The sequence below is a fragment of the Pseudooceanicola aquaeponti genome (assembly GCF_050897975.1).
Lineage (GTDB): Bacteria > Pseudomonadota > Alphaproteobacteria > Rhodobacterales > Rhodobacteraceae > Pseudooceanicola.
The window spans coordinates 197,782-213,816 of record NZ_JBPAXY010000002.1 but is presented as its reverse complement, the minus strand read 5'-3'; the positions used below and the strand labels follow the sequence as shown (position 1 = coordinate 213,816).

Below are 16,035 nucleotides of genomic sequence, written 5' to 3'. Positions count from 1 at the left end.
CCGCCAACCCGCGGCTGTGGCCTGTTGAGATACCGCGCGTTTCACCCGTAACCGCGGATCCATGAATGAAACATAACGGGTTGAAAATGGGAGTTATGCAATGAAACTCACTCAATCCTTCCTGGCCGGGACGGCACTGGCCCTGGTGGCCGGCGCGGCCTCTGCGCAGGACCTGACCCTGGTGTCCTGGGGCGGCGCCTACCAGATGTCCCAGCAGAAGGCCTATGTTGAGCCCTACCTGGAAGCCAATCCCGACGTCTCCGTCACCTGGGACGAAAGCTCGAACGAAGCCGTGGCCAAGCTGCGCGCGATGAACGAAGCGGGCAACATCACCTGGGATCTGGTCGACGTCGTGGCCGCCGACGCCATCCGTCTGTGCGACGAAGGCCTGGCGATGGAATACGATGCCGACGACCTGCTCGCCCCCGGCGATGACGGTTCGGACGCTTCGGACGACTTCGGCGACATGATCGTTTCCGACTGCTTCATCCCGCAGATCGTCTATTCGACCACCGTCGGCTACCGCACCGACATGGTGCCGGAAGGCGTCGACGCGCCCACCGACATCTGCGCCATCTTCGACCTGGAAACCTACCCGGGCAAGCGCGCGCTGGAAAAGCGCCCGATCAACAACATGGAATGGGCCCTGTACTGTGACGGCGTGGCCAAGGACGAGATCTACGACGTCCTGGCAACCCCGGAAGGTCAGGACCAGGCCCTGGCCAAGCTGGACACCATCAAGGACGAGGTGATCTGGTGGTCCGCGGGCGCCGACACCCCGCAGCTGCTGGCTGACGGCGAAGTCTTCATGGGCTCGACCTACAACGGCCGTCTGTTCTCGGTGATCGAAGAGCAGGACCAGCCCGTGGGTATGCTGTGGGACATGCAGGTGTTCGACCTGGACGGCTGGATCATCCCCGCCGGTCTGAGCGAAGAGAAGCTCGCCGCGGTGAAAGAGTTCGTCTACTTCGCCACCGACACCAAGCGTCTGGCCGACCAGGCCAAGTACATCTCCTACGGTCCGGCCCGCCTGTCCTCGGCGCCGCTGGTTGGCCAGCACGCCGACCTGGGCATCGAGATGGCTCCGCATATGCCGACCGACCCGGCCAACGCGGCCAACACCCTGCTCTACAACTACGAGTTCTGGGCTGACTACCGCGACGACATCGACGCCAAGTACCAGGCGTGGCTGGCCAAGTAATCCGCCCCCGCGGAACGCTTGACCGGACCTGATGTCAGGATCCGAAGACCGGGGCGGGCCCGCTATGGCCCGCCCCACCCCCAAGGCCCCGCAAGCGGGCCATCCCAACAGAAAACAGGGACGATATGAGCGACACGACCCAGACCGGCCCCATGCTGGCCGCCGACGGCACGCCTCTGAAACGCAGCCTGAACCGCGCCCTTCGCCGCCAGAAGATGCGGGCGCTGATGCTGATCGCGCCGCTTCTGATCTTCGTCCTGGTGACCTTCATCGCGCCGATCGCGGACATGCTGTTCCGCTCGGTCGAGAACGAGATCGTCTCGGACACGATGCCCTCGACCACCCAGGTGCTGGCCGACTGGGACCATTCCTCCGGCGAGGCGCCGGGCGAAGAGGTCTATCAGGCGCTGTATTACGACCTGTTCCTGGCCGCCGAGGCGAAGGAACACACCAAGCTCGGCACCCGCCTGAACTATGAATATACCGGGGTCTCGTCGCTTTTCCGTTCGACCGGCCGGTCGCTGGACGATCTGGGCGACGATTACCTCGACGTGCTGGAAGATGCCGATCCCCTGTGGGACGAAGAGGCCTTCTGGTACGAGCTGATGTCCGGCACCGGCAGCAAGGCCGAGGATCTGGTTTCCGCGCATGTGAAGCGCGTCGAGACCATCTCGGGCGAGAAGCTGGCGGGCGACGTGGGCTTTGCCCCCTCGACCGAGATTGCAGCCCTGCTGCCGCTGACCACCGCCGCCTATACCGATTTCGCCGTCTATACGGCGCTGATCGACGGCGACGTGGTGGCCGAAGAGAAACCCTGGGAATCGGTGATCGCGGCCTTCGTGACCGACATGCAGACCGCTGATGTGGCAGGCTATGCCGGCCCGGGCGCCGAGACGCTGCAAGCGGCGGTGCCGGTGGTCGAGGGGATCGAGTACATCCCCTACAAGAGCTTCTTCGAATCCGAGGATGACAACTGGCTGAACCCCGACATCTGGGCGACGGTGCAGGTCTATTCGTCGAAATACACCTCGGGCTACTTCCTGAACGCGATCGACCTGCAACTGACCCCCGACGGGATCGAGGCGCGCCCCGAGAACCAGCAGATCTACATCATGCTGTTCAAGCGCACCCTGTTCATGTCGCTGGCCATCACCTTCTCCTGCATCGCCCTGGGCTATCCGGTGGCCTGGCTGCTGGCCAACCTGCCCAGCTCGAAGGCCAACCTGCTGATGATCCTGGTGCTGCTGCCCTTCTGGACCTCGCTGCTGGTGCGGACCTCGGCCTGGAAGGTGATGCTGCAACAACAGGGGGTGATCAATGACGTGCTGGTCTGGCTGGGCCTGGTCAGCGATACCGACCGCCTGGTGATGATCAACAACCAGTTCGGGACGATCGTGGCCATGACCCACATCCTGCTGCCCTTCATGATCCTGCCGCTCTATTCGGTGATGCAGGGCATTCCGCCGACCTATCTGCGCGCGGCCAAGTCGCTGGGCGCCACCAACTGGACGGCCTTCTGGCGGGTCTACTTCCCGCAATCGGTGCCGGGCATCGGCGCGGGCTCGATCCTCGTCTTCATCCTGGCCATCGGCTACTACATCACGCCGGAAATCGTGGGTGGTACGACGGGGACGTTTATCTCGAACCGGATCGCCTATCACATCTCCAGCTCGCTGAACTGGGGTCTGGGCGCGGCGCTTGGCGCCATCCTGCTGGCGGTGGTCCTGCTGCTGTACTGGGCCTACGACCGCATCGTCGGCATCGACAACGTGAAACTGGGCTGAGGAGGGCGAGACAATGGCACTGACAATCGCAAAACCCACATCCGCCGTCTTCGCCGCAGGGGTTGCGGCCCTCTTCGGCGCCTTCTTCGGGATCTTCGTCGGCACCGCCCAGGGCTCTGGCCTGATGGGGCTGGTCGCGGGCGCGGTGGTGATCTTCGTCCTGGCCTGGCTGCTGGCCAGCTTCCTGCGCGGGCAGGAAAAGGCGGCCCGCTGGGGCCTGGCCCTGCTGTTCATCGTCGCGGGCTACCTGGCCTCGGGCGTGCCCGGCGCGGTGACCGGCGCCATCTTCGGCACCTTCTTCGGCTGGCTGACCTATTTCGTCGCCTCGGGGCGCTATCGGGTGAACCTGCCGCCCTATGCCACGCCGCGTCAGGTGCTGTGGCATTACAGCTTCCTGACCATCGCGGGGTCGATCCTGGTCTTCCTGATCACCCCCATCCTGGTGGTGATGCCGCTGTCGTTCAACGCCGAGGACTTCTTTACCTTCACCCCGGAAATGCTGGCCTTCGACCCCGAGGGCTATTCGCTGAAGCATTACCGCGACTTCTTCACCAACTCCGACTGGCAGGGCGCGCTGTGGAACTCGGTGCGGATCGCTCCGGTGGCCACCATCCTGGCCGTGGGCTTTGGCACCCTGGCCGCCATCGGCCTGAGCCAGCCGCATGTGCCCTTCCGCCAGGCGATCATGGCGATCCTGATCTCGCCGATGATCGTTCCGCTGATCATCTCGGCGGCGGGGATGTACTTCTTCTACTCGCGGATCGGGCTGCAAGGGACCTATATCGGCGTGGTCCTGGCCCACGCGGCCCTGGGCATTCCCTTTGTCATCATCACCGTCACCGCCACGCTTGTGGGCTTTGACCGCTCGCTGACCCGCGCGGCGGCGAACATGGGCGCGGATCCGGTCACCACCTTCTTCCGGGTGCAGATGCCGCTGATCCTGCCTGGCGTGATCTCGGGCGGTCTCTTCGCCTTCATCACCTCCTTCGACGAGGTGGTGGTGGTGCTGTTTGTCGGCTCGGCCGGTCAGAAGACCCTGCCCTGGCAGATGTTCATCGGCCTGCGCGAACAGATCTCGCCCACCATCCTGGCGGTGGCCACCATCCTGGTGGGGATCTCGATCTGCCTGCTGGCGACGGTCGAGCTGCTGCGCCGCCGCTCCGAGCGGCTGCGGGGCATGTCGCCCAGCTGATCCGGGCCTTTGGGTTTATGAAAAAAGGGAGGGGGGCCGTCGGCCCCCTTCTTGCGTTGCAGGGCAACGCAATTCATCCCCCCGGAGTATTTTGGGCTGTCGGATAAGGGCGGGGTCAGGCGAAGGGGGCGATGGTGACGCCCTCAGCCTGAAGGCGGGCGCGCAGTTCCGTGGCCAGGGCCACGGCAGAGGGTTCGTCGCCGTGCACGCAGATGCTTTCGGCGGCCAGCGGGATCTCGGCGCCGGTGACGGTCTGCATCCGGCCGGTGTCCAGCAGGTGCAGGATGCGGTCTGCGGCGGCGCCCGCGTCGTGGATCATCGCGCCGGGCTGGCCACGGGGCACCAGCAACCCGTTTTCCTGATAGCCGCGGTCGGCGAAGATCTCGGCAATCGTGGGGATGCCTGCGGCGCGTGCGGCGGCCTCCAGCTCGGTGCCGGAGATCGCCAGCATCGCCAGGTTTGAGGCCTTCACCGCCACGGCGATGGCATCGGCCACGGCGCGGTCGGCAGAGGCGAGGTTGTTCAGCGCGCCATGCGGTTTGACGTAAGTGATCGGGCAATCGGCCAGGGTGGCCACCCCTTGCAGGGCGCCGATCTGGGCGGCCACCAGGCGGGTGATTTCGGGGCCGGTCATCGGGATCACCCGGCGCCCGAAGCCCTCGCGGTCGGCATAGCCGGGGTGGGCGCCTGCGGTGACACCTGCCTCGCGGCACAGCCGCAGGGTGCGGTACATGGTTTCGGGGTCCGAGGCATGGCCGCCACAGGCCACATTGGCCGAGCTGACCACGCCCATCATCGCCGCATCCTCGCCCATGGCCCAGGGGCCGTAGGCCTCGCCCAGGTCGGAATTGATGTCGATAGTGCGGGTCATGGGGGCCTCCGTCCGGTCAGAGCACCCGGATAACATCCTTGCCCACCGAAAGCACGTAGCCGCGCCGGGCGATGTTCTTGATCAACAGTTCGCTGACGATCTGGTTGCCCAGGGTGTCGCGCAGCCGCTTGATGCGGGTGGCACCGGCGGCCTCTTCGCAATCGGCCTCGGCGCGGCCCGAGATCATCGCCTCGATCTGGGCGCCGGTCAGCACGTCGTCGTCCATCCGCGCCTCGGCCAGCACCGAGAGCGTTTCGATCGCCGCATCGGTCAGCTTGAACCCGAGGTTGTTGAGATAGACCATCTTCTCGTCGCGCGAGATCATCAGGCTGTTGACCTCGATCCCGGCCCGTTCGATGGCCGCCATGCGCCGGTTCAGCGTGACCAGCATGACCAGCGACCCGAGCGCGGCCAGCAGCAGCGCCGCCGAGAAGATCAGCAGCACGAAGATCACCATCCGGTAGGAGGTCAGCGTTTCCGAGAAGGCCGTCCCCGACAGGGCAAGGATGTTCAGCAGCTGCACCTCGGCCTGGCTGGTCAGGTCGTTTTCCACGAAGATCCGCTCGACGCGATGGTTGAAGGCATTCGCGTCGGGCAGGGTCAGGAACAGGAAAACCGCGGCCAGCGCCAGGATCGCCACCACGGCGCCCAGGCCGATGGTCACGGTGCGGGTGCCTGATTTCCTCAGGTCAGAAGCGAAGATAGTAGGATCCTGCATTGGCTTTCCTGTCTGCCAGCCCGCTGTCGTCGAAGACGGAGACGACATTGAGCAGCACCCAGCCCGCCTGTGCAAGCCTTTGACGTGCTTCCTGGGTCGCGGTGGCCGTGTCGCAGGCGGAAACCTGCATCACGCCATAGTGCAATGCGTAGGGCTGGTCGCGCTTGGCCTTGTAATCGGCATAGCAGGCCGCCTGGGCCGTGGCGGGCAGGGCCAGGGTCAGGACAAGGGTGGCGAGCGCCAGCAGAAGGGGGGCGATGGATCGGGTCATGACGTCACTGTCGGCCATTCCCCGCCGCTATTCAATGTCAGAGGGGTGGCGCGACGCCGTTATCGGATAACCGCCTGATCCGGCGCGGCTTTCGCGGGCGTGTTATCCGATGACAGCCCCCTGTCACCCGCCGCTATCGGATAGCCCGGGGGTGATATTGCCCGGCAGGCGGGGCCGGGGCCAGGGTCACCTCATCGCTTCCGGGCCAGGGCCGCACCGCCCCCGTCCAGAGGTCAACGCAACCCGAACCAGACAGGTGGCCCCGCCGCCCGACATCAGATCCAGACCCGCCGAAAGGATACCCTCATGACCCGTTTCTTCCGTCTTTCCCGTAAGGCCCTGCTGACCACCCTGGCCGCCGCCGTCGCCGCCAGTTCCATCGGTGCCGCCCCGGCCCGTGCCGGCAATGACGACCTGGCCCGTGCGCTGATCGGTATCGGCGCCATCGCCATCATCGGCTCGGCCATCGCCAATGAATCGCGGGCCAATGATCGCGGCCATAACAACGGTGGCTGGAACAACGGTGGCCACAACAACGGTGGCCACAACAATGGCGGTTGGAACAATGGCGGCCATAACAACGGGGGCTGGGGCCAGCCGCCGCGTCCGCGCCCGGTGCGCAAGACCATCGCCTCGCGCTGCGAAGTGCGCACCTGGGTGAACGGCTACCGCGCCGTCGGCTACCGCGCCGCCTGCGCCGAGAAGACCGCCTCGCGCCCCAACCTGCTGCCCGATGCCTGCCGCCAGCGCACCGATATCCCGCGCGGTGGCCAGGGCCCCAAGGTGATCTACCGCCGGGCCTGCATGAAACAGCGCGGCTGGGTCACCAGCTGATCGCCCCAAGATCCCCCTCCAGAGGATAAATCGAGCAGCAAGAGCGCCCCGTCCCGGACCCCCGGGGCGGGGCTTTTGCCTGTGCTTCCCTTGCTCAGCGGGCCCTTGCCAAGCGGGCGCGGGCGCTGTTCAAGGGCAGGCATGACGACACACCCCGATTTCTCGCTGGAAGAAGAGCTGTTCGCCCGAGGTTTCCCCCGCGTGGCCGGGGTGGACGAGGTCGGGCGCGGCCCCCTGGCCGGGCCGGTGACCGCCGCCGCCGTGATCCTGGACCCCGCCGCGATTCCCCCCGGCATCAACGATTCCAAGAAGCTGACGGCAAAACGGCGCGAGGCCCTGCTGGCCGCGCTGCACGACAGTGCCCATGTGGCCGTGGCCCATGCCAGCGTGGAAGAGATCGACGAGATCAACATCCTTCAGGCCAGCCACCTGGCCATGTGCCGCGCCGTCGAGGCGCTGCCGGTGCGCCCCGACCATGTGCTGGTCGACGGCAACCGCCTGCCGCGCGCCCTGCGCCTGCCTGCCACGGCGGTGGTCAAGGGCGATGCGCGCTCGCTGTCCATCGCGGCGGCCTCGATCCTGGCGAAAATCGCCCGCGACGCCATCATGGTGGATTTGGCGCAACAGTTTCCCGGCTACGGCTGGGAATCGAATGCGGGCTACCCGACGAAGGTGCATCAGGCCGCGCTACAAAATCTCGGTGTGACCCCACATCATAGGCGTTCCTTCGGCCCTGTGCGCAATATCTTGTGTCGAGACGAAAACTAAACCCCTGATTCGAATAAATAAATTGACCTCGAATCGGCTTTGACTCATCATTTGTCCACAACATAGAGCGCGAAAATCGCGCCGTGCATTGAGGCAGTACATGATGAAAACCAAAGCAAAAGGGGCTTCCGAGCTCCCTCTCAATACCGTTTTGCCCGGCGATTGCGTGGAGGTGATGAACGCACTTCCCGAGAACTCGGTCGATCTGATCTTCGCCGATCCCCCCTACAACCTGCAACTGCGTGGCGATCTGCACCGGCCCGACAACTCGAAGGTCGATGCGGTGGATGACGCCTGGGACCAGTTCGCCAGCTTCGAGGCCTACGACCGCTTTACCCGCGACTGGCTGAAGGCCGCGCGCCGGGTGCTGAAGCCCAATGGCGCGATCTGGGTGATCGGCAGCTACCACAATATCTTCCGCGTGGGCTCGGCGCTTCAGGATGCGGGCTATTGGATCCTGAACGATGTGGTCTGGCGCAAGGCCAACCCGATGCCCAACTTCCGCGGCAAACGCTTTACCAACGCACACGAGACGATGATCTGGGCGTCGAAGTCGGAAAAGGCCAAGTACACCTTCAACTACGAGGCTCTGAAAGAGCTGAACGAAGGCGTGCAGATGCGCTCTGACTGGGTGCTGCCGATCTGCAATGGCGGCGAGCGGCTGAAGGATGCCAATGGCGACAAGGCCCACCCGACGCAAAAGCCGCAGTCGCTGCTGCACCGGGTGCTGGTCGGCTCGACCAACCCCGGTGACGTGGTGCTGGATCCGTTCTTTGGCACCGGCACCACCGGCGCCGTGGCCAAGATGCTGGGCCGCAACTTCATCGGGATCGAACGCGAAGAGACCTACATCAAGGTCGCCGAAGAGCGTCTGGGCCGGGTGCGCAAGTTCGACAACGAGGCGCTGGAAGTGACCCGCGCCAAACGCGCCGAGCCGCGCGTGCCCTTCGGCCAGCTGGTCGAACGCGGGATGCTGCGCCCGGGCGAAGAGCTGTATTCGCTGAACGGTCGCTACAAGGCCAAGGTGCGCGCCGACGGCACGCTGGCCCAGGATGACATCAAGGGCTCGATCCACCAGGTCGGCGCCCGGCTGGAGGGCGCGCCGTCCTGCAACGGCTGGACCTACTGGTGCATCAAGCGGGACGGCAAGCAGATCCCGATCGACGCCATGCGCCAGCAGATCCGCAGCGAAATGCGCTGAGCCCGCGCAACGAGACAAGGCGCCGCCAACCTCGCGGCGGTGTCAGACTGCCCCGTCGGGAAACCGGCGGGGTTTTTTGGTTTTCAGGGGGCCTGTCAGGCGGGGGTCAGCACCAGCCAGGTCCAGGTGACGCCGCTGGCGCGATTGCCCGGCTGGTGCGACCCGGCGCGCGTCGCGCGCAGGCAGGTCAGCCCGGCGGTGGCGGCCTGGGCGATCACCTCTGCGGCGTCGATGGGCAGGGCGGGGCGCCCCTCGGCCCCCGGCCCGTGGCGCAGCGACAGCACCACCCGCGCGCCGGGGGCGCAAAGCGGCGCGATCCGGGTCAGCACCCGGGCGCGGGCAGGGGCGGTCAGGTGGTGAAAGACGCCATTGGCCAGCACCAGGTCGAAGGGGCCATCGGCGGCGCTCAGGCTGGGCAGTTCGGGCATCCGGTCGTCGCGCCAGGTGATCGCGTCCCCGTGCCGCGCGCCCGCGGCCCGAAAGGCCGCCACGGGTTCCAGCGCCAGCACCGCAAAGCCCTGGGCGGCGAAATGGGCCGCGTCGCGCCCGGTGCCCGCGCCCAGGTCCAGCATCCGCCCCGGCCCGGCGGGCAGAAGATCGGCCACCGGCGCCAGCAGCGCCGGGGTTGCCACGGCGGTCTCGTAGGGATGGATCAGCGCGGCGGCCGCCCGGGCATAGCCCGCGAGGATCGTCTCGGGCGTGGGGGCGTCGTCCGCCGGGCTCATTCGCCCAGCTTGGCGTGCACCTCGTCCAGGTCGATCTCGCCCACGGGCATCTTGTTGGCGGGATTGGCGAAATCGTATTTGAACAGGTCGAAGTCGCGCTTGTAGATCTCGTAGACCAGATGCATCGACAGGTCGTCGAAATAGTCCTCGACCGGATGCGCCCGCTTCGGCCCGTGGCCTTCGCTTTCGTTGAAGCGCGGGATCGCGGCCAGATCGACCGCATGGGGCGTGTCGATGGCGTCCAGCACCTGCTGCATCCCGTCGTTGAACTGTTCCGTCCAGAAGATCTTGTCGTAGCGCCCGCCGTTGACGATGAAGGTCGACACATGCCCGGCCATGGCGGACCAGTGAATGTCGGGTTCCATCGGGCGGCGCCAGCGGATGGTGTCGCGGGCGAACAGCAGGAAGCGGCGGAAGCTGGCGATCTGGTCGAACTCGTCCTTGCCGTCCTCGCCGCCGACCTCGATCCCGTATTTCTGCACCAGCAGCGGCACCAGGTTGCCGCGATAGCGGCGCCCGTTGCGCTGAATGCCGCAGATCTTGTCGAAGAAGGAGGACAGGATGCGGGTATAGGGATTGCGGACGCAGGTGAAGGCATAGGACTTATGCCCCTGCACATTGGCCTCGATCAGCGGCTGGCTCTGCTCTTGCGACCATTTGTGCAGCCCCTCGGTCGAATCGTGGATGTCGCCATCGAAGAAGCGGCCATGGTCGGAATAGAACATGATCTGCCCGATGGTCGAGCAGGCGCATTTCGGCACCACGCGATAGACCACGCTTTCGCTTTCCGTCATCCAGGTGCCTGGAAACCCCATCCGCTCGTCCCTTTGTGCCGCGCCCGGCTGCGGGGGCGCCCGTTTTTGGCGCCGGTCCCCGGGGGCCGGCGCATGTCTTCCACAAAAAAGCAAAGAAACCCTGTTTTATCAATCCGCCTTGACGCGTATCACTGGGCAAACCCCGGGATGCTAAAGGGCTGGCCTGCCGCATATGGCGACGATCGCGTTCATATTGCTCTGTCACAAGGACCCGCAGGGGATCATTGACCAGGCCAACCGGCTGACCGCCGTGGGCGATTACATGGCGATCCATTTCGACGCCCGCGCCAACCCCGCCGATTACGAGATGATCCGCGCCGCGCTGAAGGACAATCCGCGCGTCACCTTCGCCCGCAAACGCTGCAAATGCGGCTGGGGGGAATGGTCGCTGGTCGAGGCCACGCTGAACGCGGTCGAGGCGGCGGTCGAGGCCTTCCCCCGCGCAACCCATTTCTACATGCTGTCGGGCGATTGCATGTCGATCAAGACGGCGGAATACGCCCATGACTTCCTTGATCGCGACGACGTGGATTACTGCGAAAGCTTCGACTTCTTCACCTCGGGCTGGATCAAGACCGGCATCAAGGAAGAGCGGCTGATCTACCGCCACTACCTGAACGAACGGTCGCACAAGGCCTGGTTCTACCGGCTGTTGCGCTGGCAGAAGGCCCTGGGGCTGAAGCGCGAGATTCCCGAGGATCTGCAAATCATGATCGGCAGCCAGTGGTGGTGCCTGCGCCGCCGCACGGTCGAGGCGATCCTGGAGTTCACCAAGACCCGCCGCGACGTGATGCGCTTCTTCCGCACCACCTGGATCCCGGACGAGACCTTCTTCCAGACCCTGGTGCGCCACCTGGTGCCGTCGAAGGAAATCCGCTCGCGTACCCTGACCTTCCTGATGTTCACCGACTACGGAATGCCGGTGACCTTCTACAACGATCACTACGACCTGCTGCTGGCACAGGATTTCCTCTTTGCGCGCAAGCTGTCGCCCGAGGCGCATGAGATCAAGCGCCGCCTGGGGCAGCTTTACGCGGCGCGCGGGGTCGAATTCCTAATCTCCAACGAGGGCCGCTCGCTTTACAAGTTCCTCACCGGGCGCGGCCGCATCGGTCGCCGTTTCGCCACGCGCTTCTGGGAAACCGAAAGCTCTCTGGGTCGCGAACGCGAGTTGATGATCGTGATCTGCAAGAAATGGCATGTGGCCAAGCGGCTGGTGGAACGCATCGTCGAGCAGACCGGCCTGAACGCCATCGAATACCTGTTCCACGAGGCCTCGACCCCGCTGCCCGACCTGGGCGGCATCCAGTCGACGCTGGAGAAACGCACCCGCCACCGCCGGGCGCTGATGCGGATGCTGTTTGATTACCACCAGACCGACCGGATGATCGTCTGCATGGACCCCTCGGGGCTGGACCTGTTGCAGGACTTCTGCGGCGACCGCTCGCGCACCCGCCTGCTGGAAATCGAATGCAACTTTACCGACGACTACCTCATCGGCCATGCCAAACGCGTCGGCCTGGCGGGGGAACAGACGGCGCAGGACACGCTGGAACGGCTGCTGCCGACGATCCGCCACGACATCGCCCATGAAAGCGACCGCATCCGCGACAGCGATTTCGAATATCTCAGCCGCATTCGCGAGGGGCAAAGCCCGGCGGTGAATGCCGCCGCCCTGGCCGAGTTCCTCTCGGTCGATCCCGACACGGCGGCAGAGATACTGTCGCTGCCCCATCTCTTCTCTGACTGACCGACCCACCGACAGAAAGGTGCGCCCCATGGCCTATGCCTATGACGACCAGAACATCTTCGCCAAGATCCTGCGCGGCGAGATCCCCAACAAGACCGTGGTCGAGACCGACCATACCCTCGCCTTCCAGGACATCTATCCCCAGGCGCCGGTGCATGTGCTGGTGATCCCCAAGGGCGCCTATGTCACCTACGACGATTTCGCCGCCCGCGCCTCCGAGGCCGAGATCGTCGATTTCCACCGGGTCCTGGCCAAGGTCGTGGCCGAGGCCGGAGTTGACGCCGCCAGCGGCGCCGGCTGCCGCTTCATCTCCAACGCGGGCGAACACGGCGTGCAGGAAGTGCCGCACTTCCACATGCATGTGCTGGGCGGCCGTCCCCTGGGCCGGATGCTGACCCCGGCGGGCTGATCGCCGCCAACCGCATGTAAACGCTGCGGCGCGGCGCGCCTTGCGCGCGCCCGCCCTTTCACGCTATTTCCCGATCAGGCAAACGCAGTCGCGAGGAACCCCATGTCGATCGAAGCCCCGGAAACCAAGATCGTGGACACCGCCAAGATCGCCTGCGACGGCGGCGAAGGCGCCTTGGGTCACCCCCGCGTCTGGCTGCACATTCCCGCCGAAGACGGCTTCGTGGAATGCCCCTATTGCGACGCTAAATACATCCTCAAGGGCGGCCCCGCCGACACCGGCGCCTAAGCCAGCACCCTATCGCCTGACCCGCGCCGCCTCGGCCCCTCCGCGCCCTGCCAGGCGCGGCTTGGCCCCGCCCGCGCAGGCCCCCTTGCCCTGCTCGCGACTCCGCACGGGCCCCTGTCCCGCGCCCCCCTCTTCTCATTGCCAAAAATATCCTGGGGGGAATTGCGCCCGCCCGGGCGCAAGGGGGGCAAAGCCCCCGCTCTCGACCTCGGCCCCGCCCCCGCCCGGCATACCCCCGCCCGGCCCGGCCCAAACCGCCTTTCCCCTCGCCCCGCTTCATGGCACATCTGAACCCCAGACGCATAAGCGGGGTTTTCTCATGAGTTTCGGCAAGGGCTGTCACCTTCACCTGATCGACGGATCGGCCTTCATCTTTCGCGCCTACCACGCGCTGCCGCCACTGACCCGGAAATCCGACGGGGCGCCCATCGGGGCGGTCTCGGGCTTCTGCAACATGCTACACCGCTATGTCGAAGGGAACACCGGCCCCGACGCCCCCACCCATGTGGCGGTGATCTTCGACAAGGGCAGCCATACCTTCCGCAACGACCTCTACGACCTCTACAAGGCCAACCGAGAGGCCATGCCCGAGGATCTGCGCCCGCAGATGCCGCTGACCCGCGAGGCGACGAAGGCCTTCAACATCGCCTGCGAAGAGATCGAGGGCTTCGAGGCCGACGACATCATCGCCACCCTGGCCTGCCAGGCGCGGGACGCGGGCGGGCGCGTCACCATCATCTCGTCGGACAAGGACCTGATGCAGCTGGTGGGCGGCGGCGTCGAGATGCTGGACGCGATGAAGAACATCCGCATCGGCGTCGAAGGGGTCGAGGCGAAATTCGGCGTCGGCCCCGACCGCGTGGTCGACGTGCAGGCGCTCGCGGGCGATTCGGTCGACAATGTGCCGGGTGCCCCGGGCATCGGCATCAAGACTGCGGCGCTGTTGATCAACGAATACGGCGATCTGGAAACCCTTCTGGACCGCGCTGAAGAGATCAAGCAGCCCAAGCGCCGCCAGACCCTGATCGAGAAACGCGAACAGATCGAACTGTCGAAGAAGTTGGTCACGCTGGATTGCAACACGCCGCTCGACTTCACGCTCGACGATCTCGAGGTGAAGGATCCCGACCCGGACGTCCTGCTGCCCTTCCTGGCCAAGATGGAATTCCGCACCCTGACCAAGCGGATCGCCGAGGGTCTGGGCGTCGCCGTGCCCGAGATCGACGACACCCCCCAGCCCGGCGCCGAGACGGCGGAAGAGGCCGCCCCCGAGGCGCCCGCCATCGACCCCGAGGCCTATGAGACCGTCACCGATGCTGAGGCGCTCAGCGCCTGGATCGACCGGATCCGCGAACGCGGCTATGTGGCCGTGGACACGGAAACCACCGGCCTGGACGAGATGGTGGTGGATCTGGTGGGGATCTGCCTCTGCGTCGATGCCGGCACCGCCTGCTACATCCCGCTGACCCACAAGGCCGAGGGGGAATCGGGTGGCCTCTTTGGCAATGACGACCTGGCCCCGGGGCAGATGCCCCTGGCCGAGGCGCTGGACCTGCTGAAACCGGTGCTGGAGGATCCCGCGATCCTCAAGATCGGTCAGAACATGAAATACGACGCCAAGATCCTGCGCCGCTACGGGATCAATGTGGCGCCCTTCGATGACACGATGCTGATCAGCTACGCCCTGAACGCGGGGCTGCACACCCATGGCATGGATGCCCTGTCGGAACGTTACCTCGGCCATACGCCCATCCCGATCAAAGAGCTTCTGGGCTCGGGCAAGTCGATGATCACCTTCGACCGGGTGCCGATCGACAAGGCCACCCGCTATGCCGCCGAAGATGCCGACATCACCCTGCGCCTCTGGCAGGTGCTGAAACCCCGTCTGCACCGCGAAAAGGTGGCGACGGTCTACGAGACCCTGGAACGCCCCCTGTCCCCGGTTCTGGCGAGCATGGAAATGCACGGCGTCCAGGTGGACCGCGATACGCTGTCGCGCATGTCCAACGCCTTTTCCCAGAAGATGGCGCAGCTGGAATCCGAGATCCACGAGCTGGCGGGCGAGAGCTTCAACGTGGGCAGCCCGAAACAGCTGGGCGAGATCCTCTTCGACAAGATGGGCCTGGAAGGCGGCAAGAAGGGCAAGACCGGCGCCTATGCCACCGGCGCCGATATCCTGGAGGATCTGGCCACCGAACATGACCTGCCCGCCCGGGTGCTGGACTGGCGCCAGCTGTCGAAGCTGAAATCGACCTATACCGACGCCCTGCAAGAGCACATCAACGCCGAAACGGGCCGGGTGCATACCTCCTACGTGCAGACCGGCGCCAACACCGGGCGTCTGGCCTCGACCGATCCGAACCTTCAGAACATTCCGGTGCGGACGGAAGAGGGCCGCCGCATCCGCGAGGCCTTCGTCGCGCCCGAGGGCAAGGTGCTGGTCTCGCTCGACTATTCCCAGATCGAGCTGCGCATCCTGGCCCATGTGGCAGAGATCGACGCGCTGAAGCAGGCCTTTCACGAGGGGCAGGACATTCACGCCGCCACCGCGTCGGAGGTCTTCGGCGTGCCGCTGGACGAGATGACGCCCGAGATCCGCCGCCAGGCCAAGGCGATCAACTTCGGCGTGATCTACGGCATTTCGGGCTTCGGTCTGGCGCGCAACCTGCGCATTCCCCGGGCCGAGGCCCAGGGCTTCATCGACCGCTATTTCGAGAAGTTCCCCGGCATCCGCGAATACATGGATCAGACGACCGCCTTTGCGAAGGAAAACCTCTTCGTGCAGACCCTGTTCGGGCGCAAGATCCATACGCCCGAGATCGCCGCCAAGGGCCCGCGCGCGGGCTTCGCCAAACGCGCGGCGATCAACGCGCCGATTCAGGGCACGGCGGCGGATATCATCCGCCGGGCCATGATCCGGATGCCCGAGGCCCTGGCGAAGATGCCCGACAGTGCCGCGGTGAAGATGCTGTTGCAGGTCCACGACGAATTGATCTTCGAGGTCACCGCCGAGGCGGCCGAGGATCTGATCGGCGTGGCCCGCGGCGTCATGGAAGGCGCCGCCGATCCGGCGGTGAAGCTGGACGTGCCGCTGGTGGTGGACGCGGGTCAGGGCGCCAACTGGGCCCAGGCACACTGATTCCTGCCGCGCAAAGGTGGATTGTCATCCACCCTACGGGCGCCCGGGGGCGGCACCTCGCGTAGGGTG

Annotated in this window: 15 protein-coding genes; 10 read left to right on the top strand and 5 right to left on the bottom strand. The window is 65.5% G+C overall.

Annotation, left to right across the window (positions count from 1 at the left end; genetic code table 11):
• Positions 1 to 100 precede the first annotated feature (100 nt).
• From ACRARE_RS04655 to ACRARE_RS04645, 3 genes are all read left to right on the top strand, one after another.
• Positions 101 to 1,201: an extracellular solute-binding protein gene (locus tag ACRARE_RS04655; RefSeq protein WP_432655240.1), complete on the top strand. Its 1,101-nt coding sequence runs from the start codon at positions 101 to 103 to the stop codon at positions 1,199 to 1,201.
• A gap of 125 nt (positions 1,202 to 1,326) precedes the next feature.
• Positions 1,327 to 2,985 carry an ABC transporter permease gene (locus tag ACRARE_RS04650; protein WP_432655239.1) on the top strand — a complete coding sequence of 553 codons (1,659 nt, stop codon included), beginning with the start codon at positions 1,327 to 1,329 and terminating at the stop codon, positions 2,983 to 2,985.
• Between the two features lie 13 nt (positions 2,986 to 2,998).
• Positions 2,999 to 4,177: an ABC transporter permease gene (locus ACRARE_RS04645; RefSeq protein ID WP_432655238.1), complete on the top strand. Its 1,179-nt coding sequence runs from the start codon at positions 2,999 to 3,001 to the stop codon at positions 4,175 to 4,177.
• A gap of 115 nt (positions 4,178 to 4,292) precedes the next feature.
• Here ACRARE_RS04645 and ACRARE_RS04640 read toward each other — a convergent pair whose 3' ends face one another.
• The 3 genes from ACRARE_RS04640 to ACRARE_RS04630 are packed head-to-tail and all read right to left on the bottom strand — an operon-like array spanning position 4,293 to position 6,055.
• On the bottom strand, positions 4,293 to 5,048 hold the full coding sequence (locus ACRARE_RS04640) for a LamB/YcsF family protein (RefSeq protein WP_432655237.1): 756 nt from the start codon (positions 5,046 to 5,048) through the stop codon (positions 4,293 to 4,295).
• 16 nt (positions 5,049 to 5,064) lie between these two features.
• Positions 5,065 to 5,766: a winged helix-turn-helix domain-containing protein gene (locus tag ACRARE_RS04635; protein ID WP_432655236.1), complete on the bottom strand. Its 702-nt coding sequence runs from the start codon at positions 5,764 to 5,766 to the stop codon at positions 5,065 to 5,067.
• Entirely contained in the window at positions 5,738 to 6,055 is a 318-nt protein-coding gene (locus ACRARE_RS04630; protein ID WP_432655235.1) for a hypothetical protein, read from the bottom strand. Before ACRARE_RS04630 ends, ACRARE_RS04635 begins: the two co-directional genes overlap by 29 nt.
• Positions 6,056 to 6,343: 288 nt before the next feature.
• Between ACRARE_RS04630 and ACRARE_RS04625 the strand changes: the two genes are divergently transcribed.
• The 3 genes from ACRARE_RS04625 (at position 6,344) to ACRARE_RS04615 (ending at position 8,840) form a co-directional block, all read left to right on the top strand.
• Positions 6,344 to 6,871 (top strand): hypothetical protein, encoded by a 528-nt coding sequence (locus ACRARE_RS04625; protein ID WP_432655234.1) that lies wholly within the window; start codon positions 6,344 to 6,346, stop codon positions 6,869 to 6,871.
• 141 nt (positions 6,872 to 7,012) lie between these two features.
• Positions 7,013 to 7,639: a ribonuclease HII gene (rnhB, locus tag ACRARE_RS04620; RefSeq protein WP_432655233.1), complete on the top strand. Its 627-nt coding sequence runs from the start codon at positions 7,013 to 7,015 to the stop codon at positions 7,637 to 7,639.
• Positions 7,640 to 7,739: 100 nt separating this feature from the next.
• Positions 7,740 to 8,840, top strand: a complete 1,101-nt coding sequence (locus tag ACRARE_RS04615; protein ID WP_432655232.1) for a site-specific DNA-methyltransferase — start codon at positions 7,740 to 7,742, stop codon at positions 8,838 to 8,840.
• Positions 8,841 to 8,935: 95 nt separating this feature from the next.
• Here the strand turns inward: ACRARE_RS04615 and ACRARE_RS04610 are convergent, their stop codons facing one another.
• Together ACRARE_RS04610 and ACRARE_RS04605 are read right to left on the bottom strand one after the other, a co-directional pair.
• Positions 8,936 to 9,565 (bottom strand): class I SAM-dependent methyltransferase, encoded by a 630-nt coding sequence (locus ACRARE_RS04610; protein WP_432655231.1) that lies wholly within the window; start codon positions 9,563 to 9,565, stop codon positions 8,936 to 8,938.
• Positions 9,562 to 10,380, bottom strand: a complete 819-nt coding sequence (locus ACRARE_RS04605) for a sulfotransferase family protein (RefSeq protein ID WP_432655230.1) — start codon at positions 10,378 to 10,380, stop codon at positions 9,562 to 9,564. Before ACRARE_RS04605 ends, ACRARE_RS04610 begins: the two co-directional genes overlap by 4 nt.
• A 172-nt stretch (positions 10,381 to 10,552) precedes the next feature.
• Here ACRARE_RS04605 and ACRARE_RS04600 point away from each other — a divergent pair, with 172 nt between their 5' ends.
• From ACRARE_RS04600 to polA, 4 genes are all read left to right on the top strand, one after another.
• Positions 10,553 to 12,130 carry a DUF5928 domain-containing protein gene (locus ACRARE_RS04600; protein WP_432655229.1) on the top strand — a complete coding sequence of 526 codons (1,578 nt, stop codon included), beginning with the start codon at positions 10,553 to 10,555 and terminating at the stop codon, positions 12,128 to 12,130.
• A gap of 28 nt (positions 12,131 to 12,158) precedes the next feature.
• On the top strand, positions 12,159 to 12,539 hold the full coding sequence (locus tag ACRARE_RS04595) for an HIT domain-containing protein (RefSeq protein WP_432655228.1): 381 nt from the start codon (positions 12,159 to 12,161) through the stop codon (positions 12,537 to 12,539).
• A gap of 102 nt (positions 12,540 to 12,641) precedes the next feature.
• Positions 12,642 to 12,827 (top strand): zinc-finger domain-containing protein, encoded by a 186-nt coding sequence (locus ACRARE_RS04590; protein ID WP_432655227.1) that lies wholly within the window; start codon positions 12,642 to 12,644, stop codon positions 12,825 to 12,827.
• Positions 12,828 to 13,146: 319 nt separating this feature from the next.
• On the top strand, positions 13,147 to 15,966 hold the full coding sequence (polA, locus tag ACRARE_RS04585; protein WP_432655226.1) for a DNA polymerase I: 2,820 nt from the start codon (positions 13,147 to 13,149) through the stop codon (positions 15,964 to 15,966).
• Positions 15,967 to 16,035 lie beyond the last annotated feature (69 nt).